This is a genomic window from Pseudomonas lundensis (assembly GCF_015377145.2).
GTDB classification, from domain to species: Bacteria; Pseudomonadota; Gammaproteobacteria; order Pseudomonadales; family Pseudomonadaceae; genus Aquipseudomonas; species Aquipseudomonas lundensis.
Genome location: NZ_CP062158.2, coordinates 2737247 through 2753862, shown reverse-complemented (window position 1 = coordinate 2753862; position 16616 = coordinate 2737247). Strand labels below are relative to the sequence as shown.

Below are 16616 nucleotides of genomic sequence, written 5' to 3'. Positions count from 1 at the left end.
GGAGGCCGTTCAATGATTCCGCAAATGCTCAGCAACACCAACCTGTTCGTGGACGGGGTCAGCTTCGCCGGTGACGTGCCGTCGCTGACCCTGCCCAAGCTCACGGTTAAAACCGAAGCGCATCGCGGCGGCGGGATGGCCGGTGAGATCGAGATGGACATGGGGCTGGAAAAGCTGGAAGCCAGCTGGACCAGCACCGGGGTGCGCCGCGAGATGATGAAGTACTTCGGCCTGTCGGACCAGACCGGCTGCAACGCGGTGTTTCGCGGGGCCTTCAAGGGGCTCAAGGGCCAGATCACCCCGGTGATTGCCACCCTGCGCGGCATGCTCAAGGAAGTCGACCCGGGCGACTGGAAGGCGGGCGACAAAGCTGAAATGAAATACGCCATGGCGGTCACCTACTACAAGTTGGAGATCGACGGTCGCGCGATGTACGAAATCGACATGGTCAACGCGGTGCGCGTGATTGACGGCGTCGATCAACTGGCTGCCGAACGCAGCGCCCTGGGCCTTTAAGGAATTCCCGCATGACTATCAATACTGAAAAGAAACTCCCGTCCTGGCTCACCCTGACTGACGAGGGCGTCACCATCACCCTGCGTTACCCGACTGAACTCAACCATGTCAAAACCGACAAGGTGGTCATGCGCGCGCCGACCGTTCGCGATGTACGGGCAGCGGGCGCGGTCTCCGGCGGCGATGCTGAAAAGCGCGAATTGCAGCTGTTCTCCAGCCTGACCGAAATCCCGCCCGGCGATCTGGAAGGGCTCAAGGTGGTCGACTATAGCCGCGTGCAGGATGGCTATTTTCGTCTGGTCGAAGAAAGCGAACTGTAACCCCCACACCCTGAAACAACTGGCCAAGCGCTTGGCGGCAGAAACGAGTTTTTCTGCCGCCGAGATCATGGCCATGCCGTTTTCGGAAATGGTCTGGTGGCTCACGGATTGAGCCGCCTGACGTACAACCACAGGGCAGGGCGAACAGATGGCAAACAAACTCGCGCTCGGGCTGGTGATTGGCGGTGCGGTCAGCTCCTCCGTGGGCTCTGCGTTCAAGGACGTTGAGGGCCGGATCAAGAAGCTGGAAGCGACCGGGGCCAAGGCCCGGGTCATGCAACGCCAGATCGGTGACACCATCCGCCTGCGCAACGAATGGAAAAAGGCCCACGACAGCGGTGCGGCGGGTGCGTCCACGCTGCTGACCAAACTCAATGCCAATCTCGACAGTTTGCGCAAGCAGGGGATCGAGGTCGGGCGACTCGAGCGGGCCTATCAAATGCTCGGCCGAACGGCGCGGCAGGCGGATCTGAAAGCCAAGGGCCATGCACAAATCAACGAAGGTCGGGCCAGTGTCAAAAGCACGGTTGGCCGGGCAGCCGTGGGGGCGGCGGCACTGGCGGTGCCGACCAAAGTCAGCGCCGATTACAACGCCATCATCCGCGACATCGCGATCAAGGCAGGCATCGCCAATGCCCCCGAAGAAAAGCAGATGTCGCGCACCATCATCGACACCTCGCGTGACACCGGCATGGCCCGTAACGAGGTGGCCACCGTGGTCAACGAGCTGGTAGGTGCCGGTATGGACTTGGCCAAGGCGCTGGAATACGCGCCGGTGGCGGCCAAGTTCGTGATAGGGCAGGGCTCGGACGGCGGCGAAACCGCCAAGATGATCAACGCCCTCGGCCAGAACGCCAAGATCACCAGCGCCCAGGAAATGCAGCAGGCGCTGGAAGCCATCGCGTTTCAAGGGCAGGCGGGCAGTTTTGAGGCCAGCGACATGGCCAAGTGGTTTCCCGAACTGCTGGCCAACATGGGCAAGCTGGGCATCACCGGCATGGACGCCGTGACTCAGCTGGGGGCCATGCTGCAAGTGCAGATGAAAACGGCGGGCAGCTCCGACGAGGCGGCCAACAACCTGAAAAACTGGATGGACAAGATCAGTTCATCGCAGACCGTGGATGCCTACGGCAAGGCCGGGATCGATTACGAAGCCTCCATGCAAACCGGCATTCAACAGGGCATGTCGACGCTTGAGTCGAGCATGGCACTGGCCAAGAAGTACATCGAGCAAACCGACCCCAAACGCGCCGCCAAGATGGCCGAAGCCACGGCGCAGATCAGCAAGGAATCGAATCCGGAAAAAGCCAAGGCCATGCTCGCGTCACTGGAGCAGGCCCTGCGCACTGGCGACATCTTTTCCGACATGCAGGTCAAGGCCGCGCTCACGGCCTACATGCAAAACAAGGAGCTGTACGGCCAGCTCAAGCGCGAATCGCGCGAAGCCAGCGGCATCCTCGACAAGAACCTGGCGGAGCGCCGCGAAACCTCGTCGCAAAAATGGGCGGAAATGGCGCAGTCGATGGACGACGCCATGCGCTCGGTGGGCGATGCGATCCGGCCGATCACCGACGGCGTGGCCGAAGGGCTGACCAGTGTGGCCAAGGGTATTACCTCGCTCAGCGACCGCACGCCCGGGTTGGCCATGGGGCTGACGGTGTTGGCCGGTGGAGCGCTGACCCTGCAAGGGCTGCTGGGCTCGTTCAAGATCGGCAAGGGCCTGTTCAACCTCGCACGCGGCGCCATGGGCGGCCGCGATGCCAAGGGCGTGCAAAAGGTCTTTGTCACCAACGCTGGTGATGACGACAAGGAAGACGGCAAGGGCTCCAAAGTGCTGGCCCTCGCGGAGATCGGCCTGAAGGCCTTCGGTGGCAAAAAGGACGATGACGGGGACAGCGAGGAAGGCGGCGAGAGTAAAGGCTTTGACCCGATTGATACCGGCCTGAAACTGCTCGACGTGTTCCGCGAAGCGAAAAACGACGAAGACGGCGGCGAAGACACGGGGCCGCAAAAGGTGTTTGTGGTCAACGCCGCCGCCATGGGTGGCGGTGGTGGAGGCGGTGCCGGTGGTCGTGGCGGTCGACGTCGCGGCGGTGGCAATCGCAACGGCCGCCGCCGTGCGGGTGGTGGTGGTGGTGGTGGTGGTGGTGGGCCTCGGCCGCCGCGTCCGCCCGTGCCACCTGTTCCACCACCAGCACCGCCGGGGCGTCTTGGCCGGGTCATGGGGCTGGCCGGCAAGGTGGGTAAAGTCGGCAAATTGCTCCCCGGGGCGTCGTTGCTGGAAGGCGGCATGCGTGCCATCGACACCTACCAGAACGCCGAAACCAAGGACGAAAAGGCCGAAGGCTACGGCGCCGCTGCGGGCAACATGGCCGGTGCGCTGGCAGGGGCTGCGGCCGGTGCGGCCATCGGTTCCGTGGTGCCAATTTTGGGCACGGCGGTCGGTGGCTTGATCGGCGGCATCCTCGGCAGCATGGGCGGCGAATCCATCGGGGGCAGCCTCGGTAAATCATGGTTCGGGTCGGACGATGAAAAGCCCGCTGAACCGCCTAAGCCCGAAGCCAAAGCGGCAGGCGAGCCACTGGCTCCAGTGGTCAAGCCGGTGTCATATGACCCGACTGATCCGGACTCGAAAGACCCGTTTCTGTTGCCGCACTTTGCCAACAAGCCGCGCTTTCCCGGTGCGGACCTGGTGCGCCCGGATTCGTTGCCGCCGCCGACAGCATCACCGGCGCCGGTGGTCAAACCGGTGTCGTATGACCCCGACGATCCGGACTCGAAAAACCCGTTCCTGTTACCGCACTTTGCTAACAAACCGCGCTTCCCGGGCGCGGACCTGGTACGGCCCAAGTCGCTGCCGCCTGAGGGCTCACTCGGTGCCAGCGCATCACGCGAGCTGCCCGGGGCGGTGAACATGGGCGACGTGGTGCGCTCGTTCGCCGCCACGGCACCTGCCGGGCCGCTGGCCATGCCGCCCAAAGCAGAACCGGTGCTCAAGGTCGAACCGCCGAAGATCGATCAGAAGATCGACGTCAATGCGGCTCTGTCCATCACCGTGCAAGGCGACGTAAAAGACCCGGCCGCACTGGCTCGGGAGTTACAGCCACACCTGCAACGGCAGATCGAGCAAATCAACCAGCAGATGTCGAGCCGGAATCTGTACGACCAACCGCATCTTTAAACAGAAGGGGCAAGCCATGGCCTACATGGAACAACTGCAGTCGGGGTTGAAGTACCTGACTGCGGCTGGGGAAACCGGACGTCGTAGCCTGGACGGCATGCTTGGGCCGGTGAACGGCGCCATTGGAGAAATCAGCGGCGCCGCCTCCGAACTGAGCGACTTGCCGTTCATTGGTCCTGCGGTCGGGGCCAAGGTGCAACGGCTGATGCGTGGGGTCAACGCCGCGCAGGCCAAGGTCGGCGCGGTGGTGGCCACCTACAACAAAGCCACCCGTGCGGCTTCGCAAATTGAGGAACGCCTCGGCGTGTTGAAAGAGCAGGCGGGCAAAGCGGCAACGGCCATCAACAAGATCGCGGGCAAAGTCAGCCCGTCACTGGCCAACATCGTGCCCACCGGCGCGCTGGGCGCAGACGCGACCCCAGCTGCGGAAGCGGTGAAGCCATTCCCGCACCTGCTGATCATGCAACCGCTCAAGCCCGGATCGACACCGTTCTACTTCAACCTGGACACCGCCGCCTTCGACGAACTCAAGCGCTCCAGCGAATACCGCTGGGCTTCACAAGAGCGCCTGAGCCGCCGCCCGGCGCAGCAAGCCGTGGGCATGGGCGAAGAACGCATCACCCTGACGGGCGCGATTTTTGGCGGGTTCAAAGGCGGCATCAAACAACTCGACACCCTGCGCAGCATTGCCGCCCAGCTTCAACCACTGGGCCTGACCACCGGCTATGGCGACGTGCTGGGCAACTGGTGTTTGAAAAACATCGAAGAAGAACAAAGCGCCCTGCTGCAAGGCGGCATACCGCGTAAACAGGGCTTTACCTTGGAGTTTGTGCGCTATGGCGACGACCTGCAGAACGGCTAGCGGCGACGTGCTCGACACCATTTGCCAGAACTACTACGGCCACCTCAATGGCTCGGTTGAAGCTGTGCTCGATGCCAACCAAGGGCTGGCCGAACAGGTCCAGCCGTTCAGGGCCGGGCTGGTGATTCACCTGCCTGATTTGCCCGTGCCGAGTGATGAAGTGGTGATGTTGTGGGGTTAGCCTAAACGCACTTCATTCAGCAGCTCGGGATGGTGATCGAGTAGTTTCAGTAATTTCACCAGTGCCAGTGGTGGTTTGGTTTTGCCGTTCTCATAACGGGAAAACGCATTCACGCCACCGCCGAAAATCTCGGCCGCTTCACGCTGGTCCAGGTCTAGTTTTTTACGCACAGTAGTGATGAAGCCTGGATCAACAATCGAAGCATTCACTTGTTTGTTGAAGGCCAGCATTGCAGCACTGACGCGGGTGGATTCGCTGGCATCCAGCACGGTTTCACCACAGGCCGGGCAGAATTCGCCGGTGACCGAAGGGATCACAGTGGACTCGTTCTTGTAGGTGTAAGGCACGTCGCGGGTGTCATGCACCAGCTCTGCTGAGACGCAAGATGGACATTTCATGTTCATAGCTCCTTGAAGGACACGATGAGCACATCATCAATGACCGTGAGTTTGAGGTAGACCTCGCCGGCTTGGGTTTTACGCCGGTACACGTCCTGCCAGACCTTGTGGTCGGCGTGCGTGGTCATGCTTTTGTAAAAGTCAGCGGGCGCCAGTGCCATTACCACGCTGACGATGCCGTCAAAGTCGAAGCCTAAAGCCGCGCCACCGGTCAGTGCTGACAGGGTAGAGCGCACCTTGCCCGCTTCAATCAGGGCTTTAACGGTGTGTAGTTTGCAGTGCGGGGTCTTTTTCTCCATGCGGCGAAAATTAACCTACTTGGTTTAATTTGGCAAGTAGGTTAATGCGCTGAGCATAGTCCGTTTTATAACCGAGTGATGTTTCTTTACAGCCCCGTCCAGAGCGGGGCTTTTGCCGTTTGGAGAATGTATGACACCCACCTTCCGCATCGTCGCAGACGGTGCCGACATAACCGCGCTGATCAACGACCGCCTGCTTTTACTGCGCACCACTGACAAACCCGGCATGGAGTCAGACGACTTTGAGCTGCGCATCGACGACCGTGATAGCGCAGTGTCTTTACCCAGCCGAGGAGCCAGCATCGAAGTGTTCCTCGGCTACAGCGGCACCGCCTTAACCCGCCTCGGGCGCTACACCGTGGACGAGGTAGAGTTGTCCGGCCCACCCGATACGCTGGTGATCCGGGGTAAAGCCAGCGACATGCGCGGCAGTGGCAAGACCACGCGCAGCGGCAGTTGGGAAGGGGTGAGTTTGGCCAGCATCGTCAAGGAAGTGGCGGCCCGTAACGGCTGGTCGCCGGTGTGCCCGGTCGACACGGTAGTGCCGCGTGCTGACCAGCTCAGCGAATCCGACTTCAACTTCATCACGCGGCTCTCCAAGCAGTTCGACTGCACCGCTAAAGTGGCGGACGGCAAGCTGCTGGTGATGCAGCGCCAAGGTGGGCAAAGCGCGAGCGGCAAAGCCTTGGGCGCTATCACCCTGACTCGCAGTGACGTCAGCCGCTGGCAGTTCCGCCTTGGTGATCGTAGCGCCCATAAGGCGGTCAGCACCAAGCATCAGGACAAGAAAACCGGCAAGTTGGCCATCGTCACCTTGAACAACGACGAAGCTCCTGACGGCCTCCCGCCGGTGCACACCGACCGTCACATCTACCCCAACAAATCCGCCGCCGAGCAGGCCGCCAAAGCGCGGCTGGCCGCGTTCAACCGCTCGACCGCCGCAGTGCGTCTAGAAATGCCCGGGCGAACTGATTTGTTTGCTGAGCGGACCATCAATGCCCAAGGCTTCAAGGTCGGGCTCGATGGTGAGTACCTGGTGGACTCGGTGGAGCAGGTTTTCACCCAAAGCGGCTGGAGCACCACCGTCGAATGCAATGGCGGCAAGAAAGGCAAAGCCAAGGCCAAAGGCAAGAAGCCCAAGGCGCCGCTGAAAGTCGTGCAGCTACAAGCTGATTAATCCCACATTAAGCCGCCATGTGCGGGTTTTTCATTAGGGCAAGCCTATGTCGATTACCCAGCAACAACTTCAGCAGATCCTCCCCAACGCCGGCCAAACAGCCGGCGTTTTTGTTCCTGTCCTTAACACCGCAATGGTTCGCTTCCAGATCATCGGGACAAAGCGTGTCGCCGCTTTCATCGCCCAGATCGGTCACGAGTCCGGCCAGTTTCGCTACGTGCGCGAATTGGGCAGCGATCAGTACCTGAGCAAATACGACACCGGCTCACTCGCCAAGCGCTTGGGCAACACGCTTGAGGCGGACGGCGACGGCCAGAAATATCGCGGCCGGGGGCTGATCCAGATCACCGGCCGCGCCAACTACATCACATGTGGCGAAGCACTGGCCCTTGATCTGGTCAACCATCCCGAGCTACTGGAAAAGCCGCAACACGCCTGCATGTCAGCGGCATGGTTCTGGGCGAGCAGGGGACTCAACACCTTGGCCGATGAGGGTCAGTTCGACAAGATCACGCAACGCATCAACGGTGGCCAAAACGGCGCAGCAGATCGTCAGGCGCTGTACGCCCGTGCGCTGAGGGTGTTGGCGTGAAGCTCGATGCGGTGAAGTGGGGAGGGGTATTGATGGTGATGCTCGGCCTCATGGTTGGCAGTGCATGGGCGGCATGGGCGTGGCAGGCCAACGCTTACGGCCAGCAGTTAGCAGCCAAAGAAACCGCCTATCAAACTGAACGCACCAATCTGGCCAATGCCAACTCAGCGCTGATCCTCGCCGAACAGGGCAAACGCCTCGCCCTGGAGCAATGGCTGGCTGCCAGCGACCAAGCCCATTACCGAGCCCTTACCGATGAGAAAACTAAACAGGAACGCCTGCGTGATCGCCTTGCTGCTGCTGACCTGCGGCTGTCAGTCCTACTCGACACCACCGCCGCAACTGATAGTGACGGAATGCAAGCCACCACCGGCCCCGGCTGCGTGGTTCATGGAACCGCGAGAGCCCAACTTGACCGAACGCATGCTCAACGAATTATCGGAATCACCGGCGACGGCGACCAAGGACTGATCGCGTTGCAGGCCTGTCAGGCCTACGCCAAAGAAGTTTCACGCACGAAATAAAAGGAGCGGCCGAAGCTGGATGCGTCAACATCCAGCCCGGCCACCGAACGCGCATTCTTATCCAACTACGCGTTGTACGGCGACATGAGCGAACGGGTCATGAGCTTGAAGGTAAGGTTAGGGGGGTACAAGTGGCAACTGTCGCTGGATTTGGGGGGGGGCAAAGTCGAGGTTTGAAGATGTCGTAATGGTCGTCCATAACGAACGGCTATGCTCTTTAAGGCAGTATGCAGAGGGCAGGGATGGCAAAATAATGGCTTTAGTGATTGCCTCATCCAGTTAGCATGCACTACCCTGATGTAATAGGCAGATAGGTACTGTTGACGCAGGTAAATACTGCCTATGTCTTTGTATTGGAATCTGAGTTTGTGCAATGTACCAGTTGGTCGTATGCAAAAAAAAAGATTACGAAGGTTGACTTGAGCAGAATGTATAAGAGGGAGTTGTCGTTGCGATGGAATTTTTGAAGGGGTTGTTAGCTGATCCAGTTGTAAGTGCTGTAGGTTATATATTGACAGTTGTGTCGGGAGTCATTGCCATAGTTCAGGTTTCTGGAAAGGCGAAGGCGGAAAGAGAAATAGTTGAACTTCGCAGCGTGATATCTAATGTGACAAATGAAAAAAACAAATTAAAGCTTGATATTGAAAGTATGAATGTGACCCAGGGAGAAAAATCGCAATTTTTCCAGAGCAACTCTGGGGCCGTAAATATAGATAATCGAGGGTAAGATGGCAGGGGGTGTAGTATTTAAGGATAATAATGGTCCTGTTAGTATCGCGTCTGATAGACGTATTGCGCGCGCGAGTATCCTTGGCAAGCTTATTGAGATTATAGCTACTTCAGAACCTGCCCCTGTCGACTTAACAAGGGAACCTTCCGAGACAGAAAGGAAGATGGTGTTTAACAACCTTAATACCCATCTATGGATCATTAAGAAGTATATTGAAAATGCTTTGTTGGTCGATGGATCTATTACTCAACTCAATAGAATGATAAATGGGGGAAGTACAAAGCTAAAGCGTCAGATGAATATGTTTTACTGTAAAGCTTTAGCGGAATATAAGATTTTTAAATTCCCTGAAGACCTTGAAAGACTTAGGCTGCACTCTGATAATATAGTCGCAAAAGTTCTTATTTTTGTCGAAGATCTTGTTAGGTCTTCATCCGATCTTCAGGATGGCTTCTATGATGAGGATATCGAGTTTGGAGTAATGCTTGTTACAAGTTACTCAATTATTGAATGCATTGTGCTAGAAAATCCTAATGATCACAATTGACTCAGATCCAATTTTGAATCCGGTTTATATCGGAGCGTCAATTCTCAGTGTGCTAGCGTCTAGCGACTACACTGAGGCTGAAATAGAATGCCTGTATGAGGTGATTAAGTTTGAGTTTGATGTTTCATATGAAGTATTCACTTTTGCCTTGGATTGGCTTTATGTGGTTGGAGCTATTGATCTCAATTCGAATGGATGCATAGCATATGCAGCTGTATAGTTTAAGAGTTATAAAGAACGGGGATCCCCTAAGAGTCATCTTTTTTAAGGAGGGTCTGAATTTAATTATAAATGCTGACTCTAGAGTTGCTAAAAGTGGTAATAGTGTAGGGAAGACGACTCCTTCACGATTGCTTGATTATATTTTCATGTCTTCTGGTGAGGATATTTATACTGACTCAGAATTCAAAAAAGTCATCCCGGATGTCGCAGACTTTATTGATTCGAATCAAATAGTTGTGGAGCTTGAGTTTTACGGTTTCGATGGAAAACAATATTCTGTGGGGCGGTTGCTAAAAAGAAACTCAAAGGAATTTGTCTTTTTCATTGAAGGTAATCCTGTTGCAAAACAGAAGTATTTGGACCTTGTCTCCCAACAAATATTTGGCCAGCGCGAAGAAAAGCCTTCAATAAGAAGCCTGTCTCATAAGTTTATCAGAAACACAAATGAGAAAATGCAGAATACTGCGAAATTTTTACATGTGAGTACTAAGCCAGATGTATATGATCAAGTCTACCTCTACCTGTTTGGTTTTTCTGGATTAAATCTCTTAAAGGATAAGGCTGAATTCAATAATAAAATTTCTCTGAAAAAAAAATATTTAGCAGCGTATAGAAATCCGCATAAAGAAAGCGCTTTGCTCAAAATGATAAAGCCATTGAAGGCGGAAGAGCAGGCTTTAAAAGCCAAAATTTCTGAATTCGACTTCAAAGATACCCAAGAAGCAAGTATCAGAGAGCTTGTTAAAATACAGGGTGAGATTTCCGATCTGACAATTGCTTATTCAGAAGTTGAGGCAAAGATATATCATTTGTCGAAATCGATTGATAAGCTACGTAACGATGCATCAAATGTTAATGGTAGAGAATTATCTGAGATTTATGCCGAGGCTGGTGTAGCTGTCAGTAGTGGTTTGAAACGTAGTTATGAGGACCTGGTTGTATTTCACAACAAGGTGCTGTCGAATAAAATATCACTAATACAACGAGAGTTTGTCGAGGCGCAAGAGCATTCAGCAGGCATACGATCAGCGATGAATGAGCTCCAAAGTTTGGAGTCGAGTGTTTTCAAAAATATCAACGAGCCTGACACATTAAAGTCGATAGGGCAGATGTATAATGCTTTATCCTTGATAAGAGAAGAAATTGCAGGCACAAAAGCACTCCTTCTTAAAATTGAAGATACAAAGGAAATTATAGCAACTCTAGAAGCTGGTAAGAGTTTGGTTGTGCAGCAAATCCAAGCGAATATAGAGTCGCTTGAGAGTAATGTGGAGTTGTTTAATGCATATTTTGGTGAGCTCAGCAAGGTATTCTATGATGAGCGATATATTTTTGACCTCTCTTTTGATTCTGATAAAGAGAAGTGCGAGTTTGATATAATATGCGTGACCCCAAACTCCACGGGCGGAAAAAAGAAAGGTGAGTTAAGTGCGTTTGATCTGGCTTACATTATGTTTGTAAATGAGGTTAGAATAAAACGTCCTACTTTTGTTGTTCACGACAGTATTGAAGATGTTGATGTGAATCAAGTTTTCGATATTTTCCAGGCAGCCAACAAACTCAATGGGCAGTACATCGTCGCAGTTCTTAGTGATAAAATCTCGGATGAGAGATTTAGTGTGTTCAAAAGAGATTCGGTAATATTAGAGCTTTCCGAAAGCGACAAGTTTTTCAAAATATAATCAGCAGGATTGAATGACTGATAGTTCATTCAATCCGCACTGTTTCTTTAATGTTTGAAAGGAGCGTTATGGCCTAATAATCATAGGCTGATGTTTCCTTTGAGTAGTTGTATCTGATTTGTTAGTCACGCAGCAGGAAACCAATGAGGTATGTCACTACTTAAAGACCATATTCTGTATGTATATCCAGGAGGGACTTGAAGGTTGGAGGTTTTGCTTTGTCTACCTCGATCCAAAGCCCGCTATCTAACGATTCTGTGGAAAAAGCCATCCAGGATTTTCACGCTAGAAAAGTACGTGATTGAGGTTGAAATTTTTACTTTGAATCGAGGGTTTCGAGCTCATATTTCGCGTAGCAGCACGCAAAAATTACGTTTCCAGTAGTCAGTACTTGGGCAGTCTGGAACGACCGGTTTTTTTCAATAGAATCGACTCAAGGACGCCGTTCTAAAAATCTGATCTCGCCAAACTAAGTATCATCTCTTATTGTTTGATGAGGTACCTTGAAAAATGCTCAATACCTTATTTTGCAAGAGCGATGTCAGTAGCTTGGATGCGCATTAATGGTCGGCCAAGTAATTTTGCGAGAAATAGCTCAAGGCGCACCCAGCTCGAAGTTTTGGCTGCTGGTGACTCAACTAGCAAAACGGCATGTGACAATAATAGTGCGCGTATAACATGCAACTGCTCCCAGCGTGAGCCAGTGTCTTGAAGGCAGTGGATAAATGGAATGCAAACGTCTCGCAAGTGCTCATCCAGCATTCGAAGGGTGTCTGTTGTTACCACACCGTCGCGACGTGAGTAGCTGACGAAGAGCTTCATTTTATAATGCTCAAGTGGTACAAACCCCATATTGAAAAATCAATAATTATGAGCATTCCGTAGAGCCACATGGAATGATTTAATCCAGCTGAGAGAATACGCTTATATAGTGGGGCCTTTACCCTCGATGACTCAATAACTCTCGCTGAAAGCGAGATAATTAGTTTTGGTGAGTGTTCCGATGCAAGTCGTTCGCGAATTGCATCCATCATTCCACGCAATTTAACCTGGTAGAAATATCCAGTGGCGTCTAAAAACCAAAAACACAAAGGAATTATCAGGCCAGTAACAAATATCGATTGATCAAGCTTGTCTGATGTGAATTTGATAATAAATGCCAAAACAACAAACAGTGTTGTGACGCAGAATTTCTTTATCTCAAAACAAAAGCTGCTGATTTGCGATACTGCTCCATGTAATTGATCGAGAAGCTTCCAGTCTAGTTCGTCATTCAAACTCTTAATATAGGGGCTATTCGGTATTTTCATGTTTTCTCTGCTTGCCTGCTTTTTAGTTTCGTTGCGGCTAGATGACTGAAATTGGCCTAAGGTTTGGTTGTAGCTAATGCCATCAATAACCGCCTTTGGCCTAAAGCTTCCACCTATTAGACAATAGCCGGTTTCGCTAATTTAGATCAATCATTGATTTAGTACGGATTTCATGAAATATGGACTGAAGTTCTTGAGCTTTTTTTCCATAATGTGCTTCGCGGTGGTGTGCGGGGCATAAGCAGACGACGTTATCAATTACATCAGCGCCACCCTGGGACAACTGAACGATATGGTGGACTTCACAATACGGGCTGCCACTTAAATTTATAAAACTATCATTTGTACACGTCGTTATCTCGCATGTATTGGAAGCCCTTACCTTGGCAATAGCGACAACCAGAGGGTTTCTGTCATATAACGTAGTGCGGCCTACACGGATTTTTGGTTTGTTGTCGTTTACAGCCATAGGGTGTTTGAGCTGCTGGTTATATGCCGTCATCAATTTTTCGAGGCTATAACTGGTCAGCTTTTCTACTTCAGCACCAAATACCTGTGACTCTGCGACTTCATCCACAAGAGAATTAGTAAGTTTTTCCGGAATTGCTTCCCAAATCCTAGAGAACTCACTTTTTATTTTTTTTCCGTTAAGAGCTTGTGTTTTTATATCAAAAAAGCCCTGCCATACCGCACGATCGGTTTGTCCAGCTCCAGACATTCCCTGGCGCTCATCACGAGGGTCTAGGTTTCGAAAGTTCATAACTTTGTTGTATACGGATCCTGCAGAGCGGCCTGTTATATCTGATACTCGCCCCACAGGAGAATCAGGTAGTTGAGACACTTTTTCGCCGTAGGTTTCATTATAAGCCCAAAGGCCTGCAATGGATTCATCTCGACTCCAGTTTTGTCCTGCTCTCAACCACATTTTATTAAGTCGATCTTCCTCTGCGGAAGTTAGTTTGAAATTCGTTCCGGCCGGTTGCTTTAGAATATGCATGTTCTTTAGATGGGGGTCTTCAAGTAACCAGTCCCGCTTCAATACTTCTTTAGATTTTGCTACGCGAGCAATTTTCAACCACACACGGAGTTGCTCTGTGTTTCTTGTCTTATCTAGCCAATACTGCTCGGATTCTGGTTCCCCATGTATTAATGAGACATTGGATATCACTTCGGCTGACGCAATGACCCCTGCTTGACCAGCACTTTCACCTTTGCCTTGTGAACGCCAAAGAAAAACGGTATCACCAGAACGAATAATCTTCGTGTGCTGCTTAACTAGCCAGGTGATTGCACCAGGGCTGGAATCAAGGTAGCCCTCCATATCGAAGGTTGCGGGATTGCCCTGAAAAATCCAAGCCGTCATGAAAGAAACCCACGTTAAAGATCGGGACGACATGATGCCAAAGTGCATTAGTGTTGACGAATAAAATCCAGCGAATCAAAAAAACCAATAGCTTATATCTCTCAGGGTTTTGCAGTCCCCCCTTTTGACCGTCCACTATTCCAAACCTGCGCAAAACCCACCCTGCAGGCCACGGTTTACCGTTTGCCTACGCACGAATCGCAGTACATTTTGCCATCATGCAGAATTGTATTTTCCCTTTATTTACAATGGTCTATGAGATTTTACGAGGCAGCATTGGGTACTAGGGAGCTAACTTGCGACATTCATCAGAGCAGCCAAAAATGTACTGTCACTGATTGGACGGACTGGGAAGGTGCTTTTGCATTGGGCGAAATCGTTATGAACTGCTTGCTTGAAATTTGCTACAGCAAAGCCTTTTTAAAATATATCTACTTGATTTATAAGGATTTATTAATTTTATAGATCCCATCCATCATAGGGGCCACGCTAAAGCGTCTGGACACCGCAGAGCCTGTGTTTACGTGGGGTGTAGCTGAATTCTGTACCATTTTGCTCTACGTGTTTTAAGCGTGTTTTAGGGGGTTTTCAGGCGTTTTTCAAGGCTCGGTGGTACGATGTACCACTTTGAAACTGACGCGTACCACTTTCTCATGGCAACTATCAGGGCAAGATAACTGGCAAGTGGGGTTGTGACCTACACTGCCCAGATCCGCATCAAACGCGACGGTGTGCAAGTCTACCAAGAGAGCCAAACCTTTGCCCGTAAACAGGCCGCCCAAGCGCGTGAAGCAGAATTAAATCAACCAGGCGCCATCGAGCGCGCAAACCGCGTGGGCGCTACAGTCAAAGAAATGATTGAGCGCTACGTGCTCGAAATGGAAAAAGCCCGCGCACTGGGAAAAACCAAGCTGGCCACGCTCAAAGCGATCAGCGAATCCTACTTGGGCCAGATACTGGTCGAGTATGCGGTCTGGCGAATGGGACCTGAAGGCGGCGGTGTTCTGCCGCAGACAGCCGGTAATGATTTAGCACACTTGGGCGCCGTTCTATCCATCGCTCGCCCTGCATGGGGCTATCAGGTGGATGCTCACGCGATGGGTGATGCCCGCAAGCTGCTGACACACTTCCAAGGCATCCTTGCCTACCGCCCCAGCTCAATCAACATGCTCAAGATGACCGCCTTCGCGTTGTTCTCGACGCGCCGCCAAGAAGAGATCACCCGAATCAAGTGGGCTGATCTGGACGAAGAGGGCAACCGTGTCCTGGTCCGGGATATGAAAAATCCCGGGCAAAAACTTGGCAACGACGTGTGGTGCCATTTGCCGCCCGAAGCAATGGCCATCATTCAGACAATGCCCAAGGCAGTAGAGGAAATATTCCCGTACAACGCCGAGTCCATATCCGTATCCTGGACACGCGCCTGCAAGTTCTTGGGGATCGAGGATCTGCACTTTCATGACCTGAGGCACGAAGGCGTCAGCCGACTGTTTGAAATGGACTGGGACATTCCGAGGGTGGCCAGCGTATCGGGGCACCGGGACTGGAACTCCATGCGCCGTCGGCTGGGTATGGAGTGGACTTCCCGTTTGATAACTATGAACGGATGGCCGACTTCATGCGCCGCTGTAAAGGCAAGGTGATGGTCAGCATTAACGATCACCCGGATATACGGCGAGTATTTGAGGGCTTTCACTTTGAGACCGTGGATATTCGGTACAGCACCGCGAATCAACGGCAGGGGAAGGCTGAGGTTAGCAGTGAGTTGGTGATTATGAATTGGGAGCTAGAGGCGCTGGGGATGTTGTTTTAATGTGCGGGTGGCGTGGTTATGAGTCAGTACCCGCTACGTGAATCATCAGAGGCCGTATTTCAGCTCACGTTACAGGTGAGTTGAAATAGGTGTTTATCGTCGCTGAAACACTTACCTGCCAATGCCTCGATGCTAGACAGTTGGGTGCTGCTAAGGTTGTAGCCCTCATCACCTCGCTGTGGTGATGACCAGTTCATGATTTTGGCTAGTTGGGCTTCGCAGTCATTTGGCAGAACAACTTCAAAATCTAGAAATTCGTTCTCTTTATCGAATGCTTCGACGATAAATTTCATGGATCTACCTCTTTGTTTTTATCAGCATCTTTAGTTTGTCCTTACTGGCACTCACGTATCAGTACCCGCTTAAGTGCCGAAGCCACCCACATGTGGTTCATTCTGGAAAGCTTACCCGCCTTGCCGCAAAAGGCGTTCAGCAAAGAAGGGGATCAGTGGGTCAGAGGCTTACAATCGAGGATGCCGGGGCCGTGATCGCATCCAAACGCCAGGAGGGCATCTCCGCGGATAGACCGGGCGGTCCCGCGATCGATGGGCGTGCAGACTTCAGGGGCAGCCTTGGTATTTCGGCTTGAGCGTGGGATTGATCCGCAGGGGATCGTCCGCCGCCCATTCCCATTGGCTGTCCAACTCCTGAGCCACACAGTCAACACTCAGGCCGGGAAGCAGGGTGCAATACGTTTGTCTGGGCACGTAATGCAGGGTGGGATTGTCGAGGGGGCGATCAGCGCGGGTGACGAATGCCAAGGCGTCTTCAATGCCGGTAACGTTAACGACGTTGGCTTCACCGGCCTGTTCGAATTTCAAGAGAAATGTCACTACAGCGTTCCTTGTCTAGCGGAACCTCGCTACGAGGCGCCATGTTAATGACACCTCGTAGCGTAG

Annotated in this window: 19 protein-coding genes and 1 pseudogene; 14 read left to right on the top strand and 6 right to left on the bottom strand. The window is 52.6% G+C overall.

Annotated elements, in window-relative coordinates:
- The first annotated feature begins 12 nt into the window (after window positions 1–12).
- The 5 genes from IF654_RS12785 (at window position 13) to IF654_RS12765 (ending at window position 5060) form a co-directional block, all read left to right on the top strand.
- Window positions 13–516 (top strand): phage major tail tube protein, encoded by a 504-nt coding sequence (locus IF654_RS12785; RefSeq protein WP_194862383.1) that lies wholly within the window; start codon window positions 13–15, stop codon window positions 514–516.
- A gap of 11 nt (window positions 517–527) precedes the next feature.
- On the top strand, window positions 528–836 hold the full coding sequence (locus tag IF654_RS12780; RefSeq protein WP_047275756.1) for a phage tail assembly protein: 309 nt from the start codon (window positions 528–530) through the stop codon (window positions 834–836).
- Between the two features lie 148 nt (window positions 837–984).
- Window positions 985–4017, top strand: a complete 3033-nt coding sequence (locus IF654_RS12775; RefSeq protein ID WP_194862384.1) for a phage tail tape measure protein — start codon at window positions 985–987, stop codon at window positions 4015–4017.
- Between the two features lie 16 nt (window positions 4018–4033).
- Window positions 4034–4879, top strand: coding sequence for a phage tail protein (locus tag IF654_RS12770; RefSeq protein ID WP_047275760.1), 846 nt, complete (start codon window positions 4034–4036; stop codon window positions 4877–4879).
- Window positions 4854–5060 (top strand): tail protein X, encoded by a 207-nt coding sequence (locus IF654_RS12765; RefSeq protein ID WP_047275762.1) that lies wholly within the window; start codon window positions 4854–4856, stop codon window positions 5058–5060. The genes IF654_RS12770 and IF654_RS12765 overlap by 26 nt, the downstream gene beginning before the upstream one ends.
- Here IF654_RS12765 and IF654_RS12760 read toward each other — a convergent pair.
- Together IF654_RS12760 and IF654_RS12755 are read right to left on the bottom strand one after the other, a co-directional pair.
- Window positions 5057–5458, bottom strand: a complete 402-nt coding sequence (locus IF654_RS12760) for a type II toxin-antitoxin system MqsA family antitoxin (protein WP_047275764.1) — start codon at window positions 5456–5458, stop codon at window positions 5057–5059. The genes IF654_RS12765 and IF654_RS12760 overlap by 4 nt on opposite strands.
- 2 nt (window positions 5459–5460) lie before the next feature.
- A complete protein-coding gene (locus IF654_RS12755; protein WP_047275766.1) occupies window positions 5461–5757 on the bottom strand; it encodes a type II toxin-antitoxin system MqsR family toxin in 297 nt (98 codons plus the stop codon).
- Between the two features lie 130 nt (window positions 5758–5887).
- Between IF654_RS12755 and IF654_RS12750 the strand changes: the two genes are divergently transcribed.
- The 7 genes from IF654_RS12750 to IF654_RS12725 all read left to right on the top strand — a co-directional run bounded on the left by IF654_RS12750 (window position 5888) and on the right by IF654_RS12725 (window position 11231).
- Window positions 5888–6934: a phage late control D family protein gene (locus IF654_RS12750; RefSeq protein WP_194862385.1), complete on the top strand. Its 1047-nt coding sequence runs from the start codon at window positions 5888–5890 to the stop codon at window positions 6932–6934.
- Between the two features lie 46 nt (window positions 6935–6980).
- Window positions 6981–7526 (top strand): glycoside hydrolase family 19 protein, encoded by a 546-nt coding sequence (locus tag IF654_RS12745; RefSeq protein ID WP_194862386.1) that lies wholly within the window; start codon window positions 6981–6983, stop codon window positions 7524–7526.
- Complete coding sequence (locus IF654_RS12740; protein WP_194862387.1) at window positions 7523–8050, top strand: lysis system spanin subunit; 528 nt, start codon at window positions 7523–7525, stop codon at window positions 8048–8050. The genes IF654_RS12745 and IF654_RS12740 overlap by 4 nt, the downstream gene beginning before the upstream one ends.
- Before the next feature lie 454 nt (window positions 8051–8504).
- On the top strand, window positions 8505–8777 hold the full coding sequence (locus tag IF654_RS12735; RefSeq protein WP_194862388.1) for a hypothetical protein: 273 nt from the start codon (window positions 8505–8507) through the stop codon (window positions 8775–8777).
- A 1-nt stretch (window position 8778) separates the two neighbouring features.
- Window positions 8779–9327: a hypothetical protein gene (locus IF654_RS12730; protein ID WP_194862389.1), complete on the top strand. Its 549-nt coding sequence runs from the start codon at window positions 8779–8781 to the stop codon at window positions 9325–9327.
- A complete protein-coding gene (locus IF654_RS23295; RefSeq protein ID WP_418889545.1) occupies window positions 9314–9547 on the top strand; it encodes an ABC-three component system middle component 6 in 234 nt (77 codons plus the stop codon). The genes IF654_RS12730 and IF654_RS23295 overlap by 14 nt, the downstream gene beginning before the upstream one ends.
- Window positions 9534–11231 (top strand): DUF2326 domain-containing protein, encoded by a 1698-nt coding sequence (locus IF654_RS12725; protein WP_194862390.1) that lies wholly within the window; start codon window positions 9534–9536, stop codon window positions 11229–11231. Before IF654_RS23295 ends, IF654_RS12725 begins: the two co-directional genes overlap by 14 nt.
- An 818-nt stretch (window positions 11232–12049) precedes the next feature.
- Here IF654_RS12725 and IF654_RS12720 read toward each other — a convergent pair.
- Complete coding sequence (locus tag IF654_RS12720) at window positions 12050–12541, bottom strand: hypothetical protein (RefSeq protein ID WP_194862391.1); 492 nt, start codon at window positions 12539–12541, stop codon at window positions 12050–12052.
- Between the two features lie 136 nt (window positions 12542–12677).
- Window positions 12678–13904: an EVE domain-containing protein gene (locus tag IF654_RS23155; protein WP_194862392.1), complete on the bottom strand. Its 1227-nt coding sequence runs from the start codon at window positions 13902–13904 to the stop codon at window positions 12678–12680.
- 677 nt (window positions 13905–14581) lie between these two features.
- Here IF654_RS23155 and IF654_RS12710 point away from each other — a divergent pair.
- Both IF654_RS12710 and IF654_RS12705 read left to right on the top strand, forming a co-directional pair.
- Complete coding sequence (locus IF654_RS12710) at window positions 14582–15547, top strand: tyrosine-type recombinase/integrase (RefSeq protein ID WP_418889557.1); 966 nt, start codon at window positions 14582–14584, stop codon at window positions 15545–15547.
- Window positions 15466–15717: pseudogene (locus tag IF654_RS12705) on the top strand (DNA adenine methylase); the annotation flags it as partial. The gene IF654_RS12710 and the pseudogene IF654_RS12705, both read left to right, overlap by 82 nt.
- A gap of 59 nt (window positions 15718–15776) precedes the next feature.
- Here the strand turns inward: IF654_RS12705 and IF654_RS12700 are convergent.
- Together IF654_RS12700 and IF654_RS12695 are read right to left on the bottom strand one after the other, a co-directional pair.
- The gene (locus IF654_RS12700; RefSeq protein WP_194862393.1) at window positions 15777–16010 is read right to left on the bottom strand and encodes a DUF7683 domain-containing protein; all 234 of its coding nucleotides are present in this window, start codon (window positions 16008–16010) and stop codon (window positions 15777–15779) included.
- Between the two features lie 267 nt (window positions 16011–16277).
- Window positions 16278–16550, bottom strand: a complete 273-nt coding sequence (locus IF654_RS12695; RefSeq protein ID WP_047276555.1) for a hypothetical protein — start codon at window positions 16548–16550, stop codon at window positions 16278–16280.
- Between the last annotated feature and the right edge of the window lie 66 nt (window positions 16551–16616).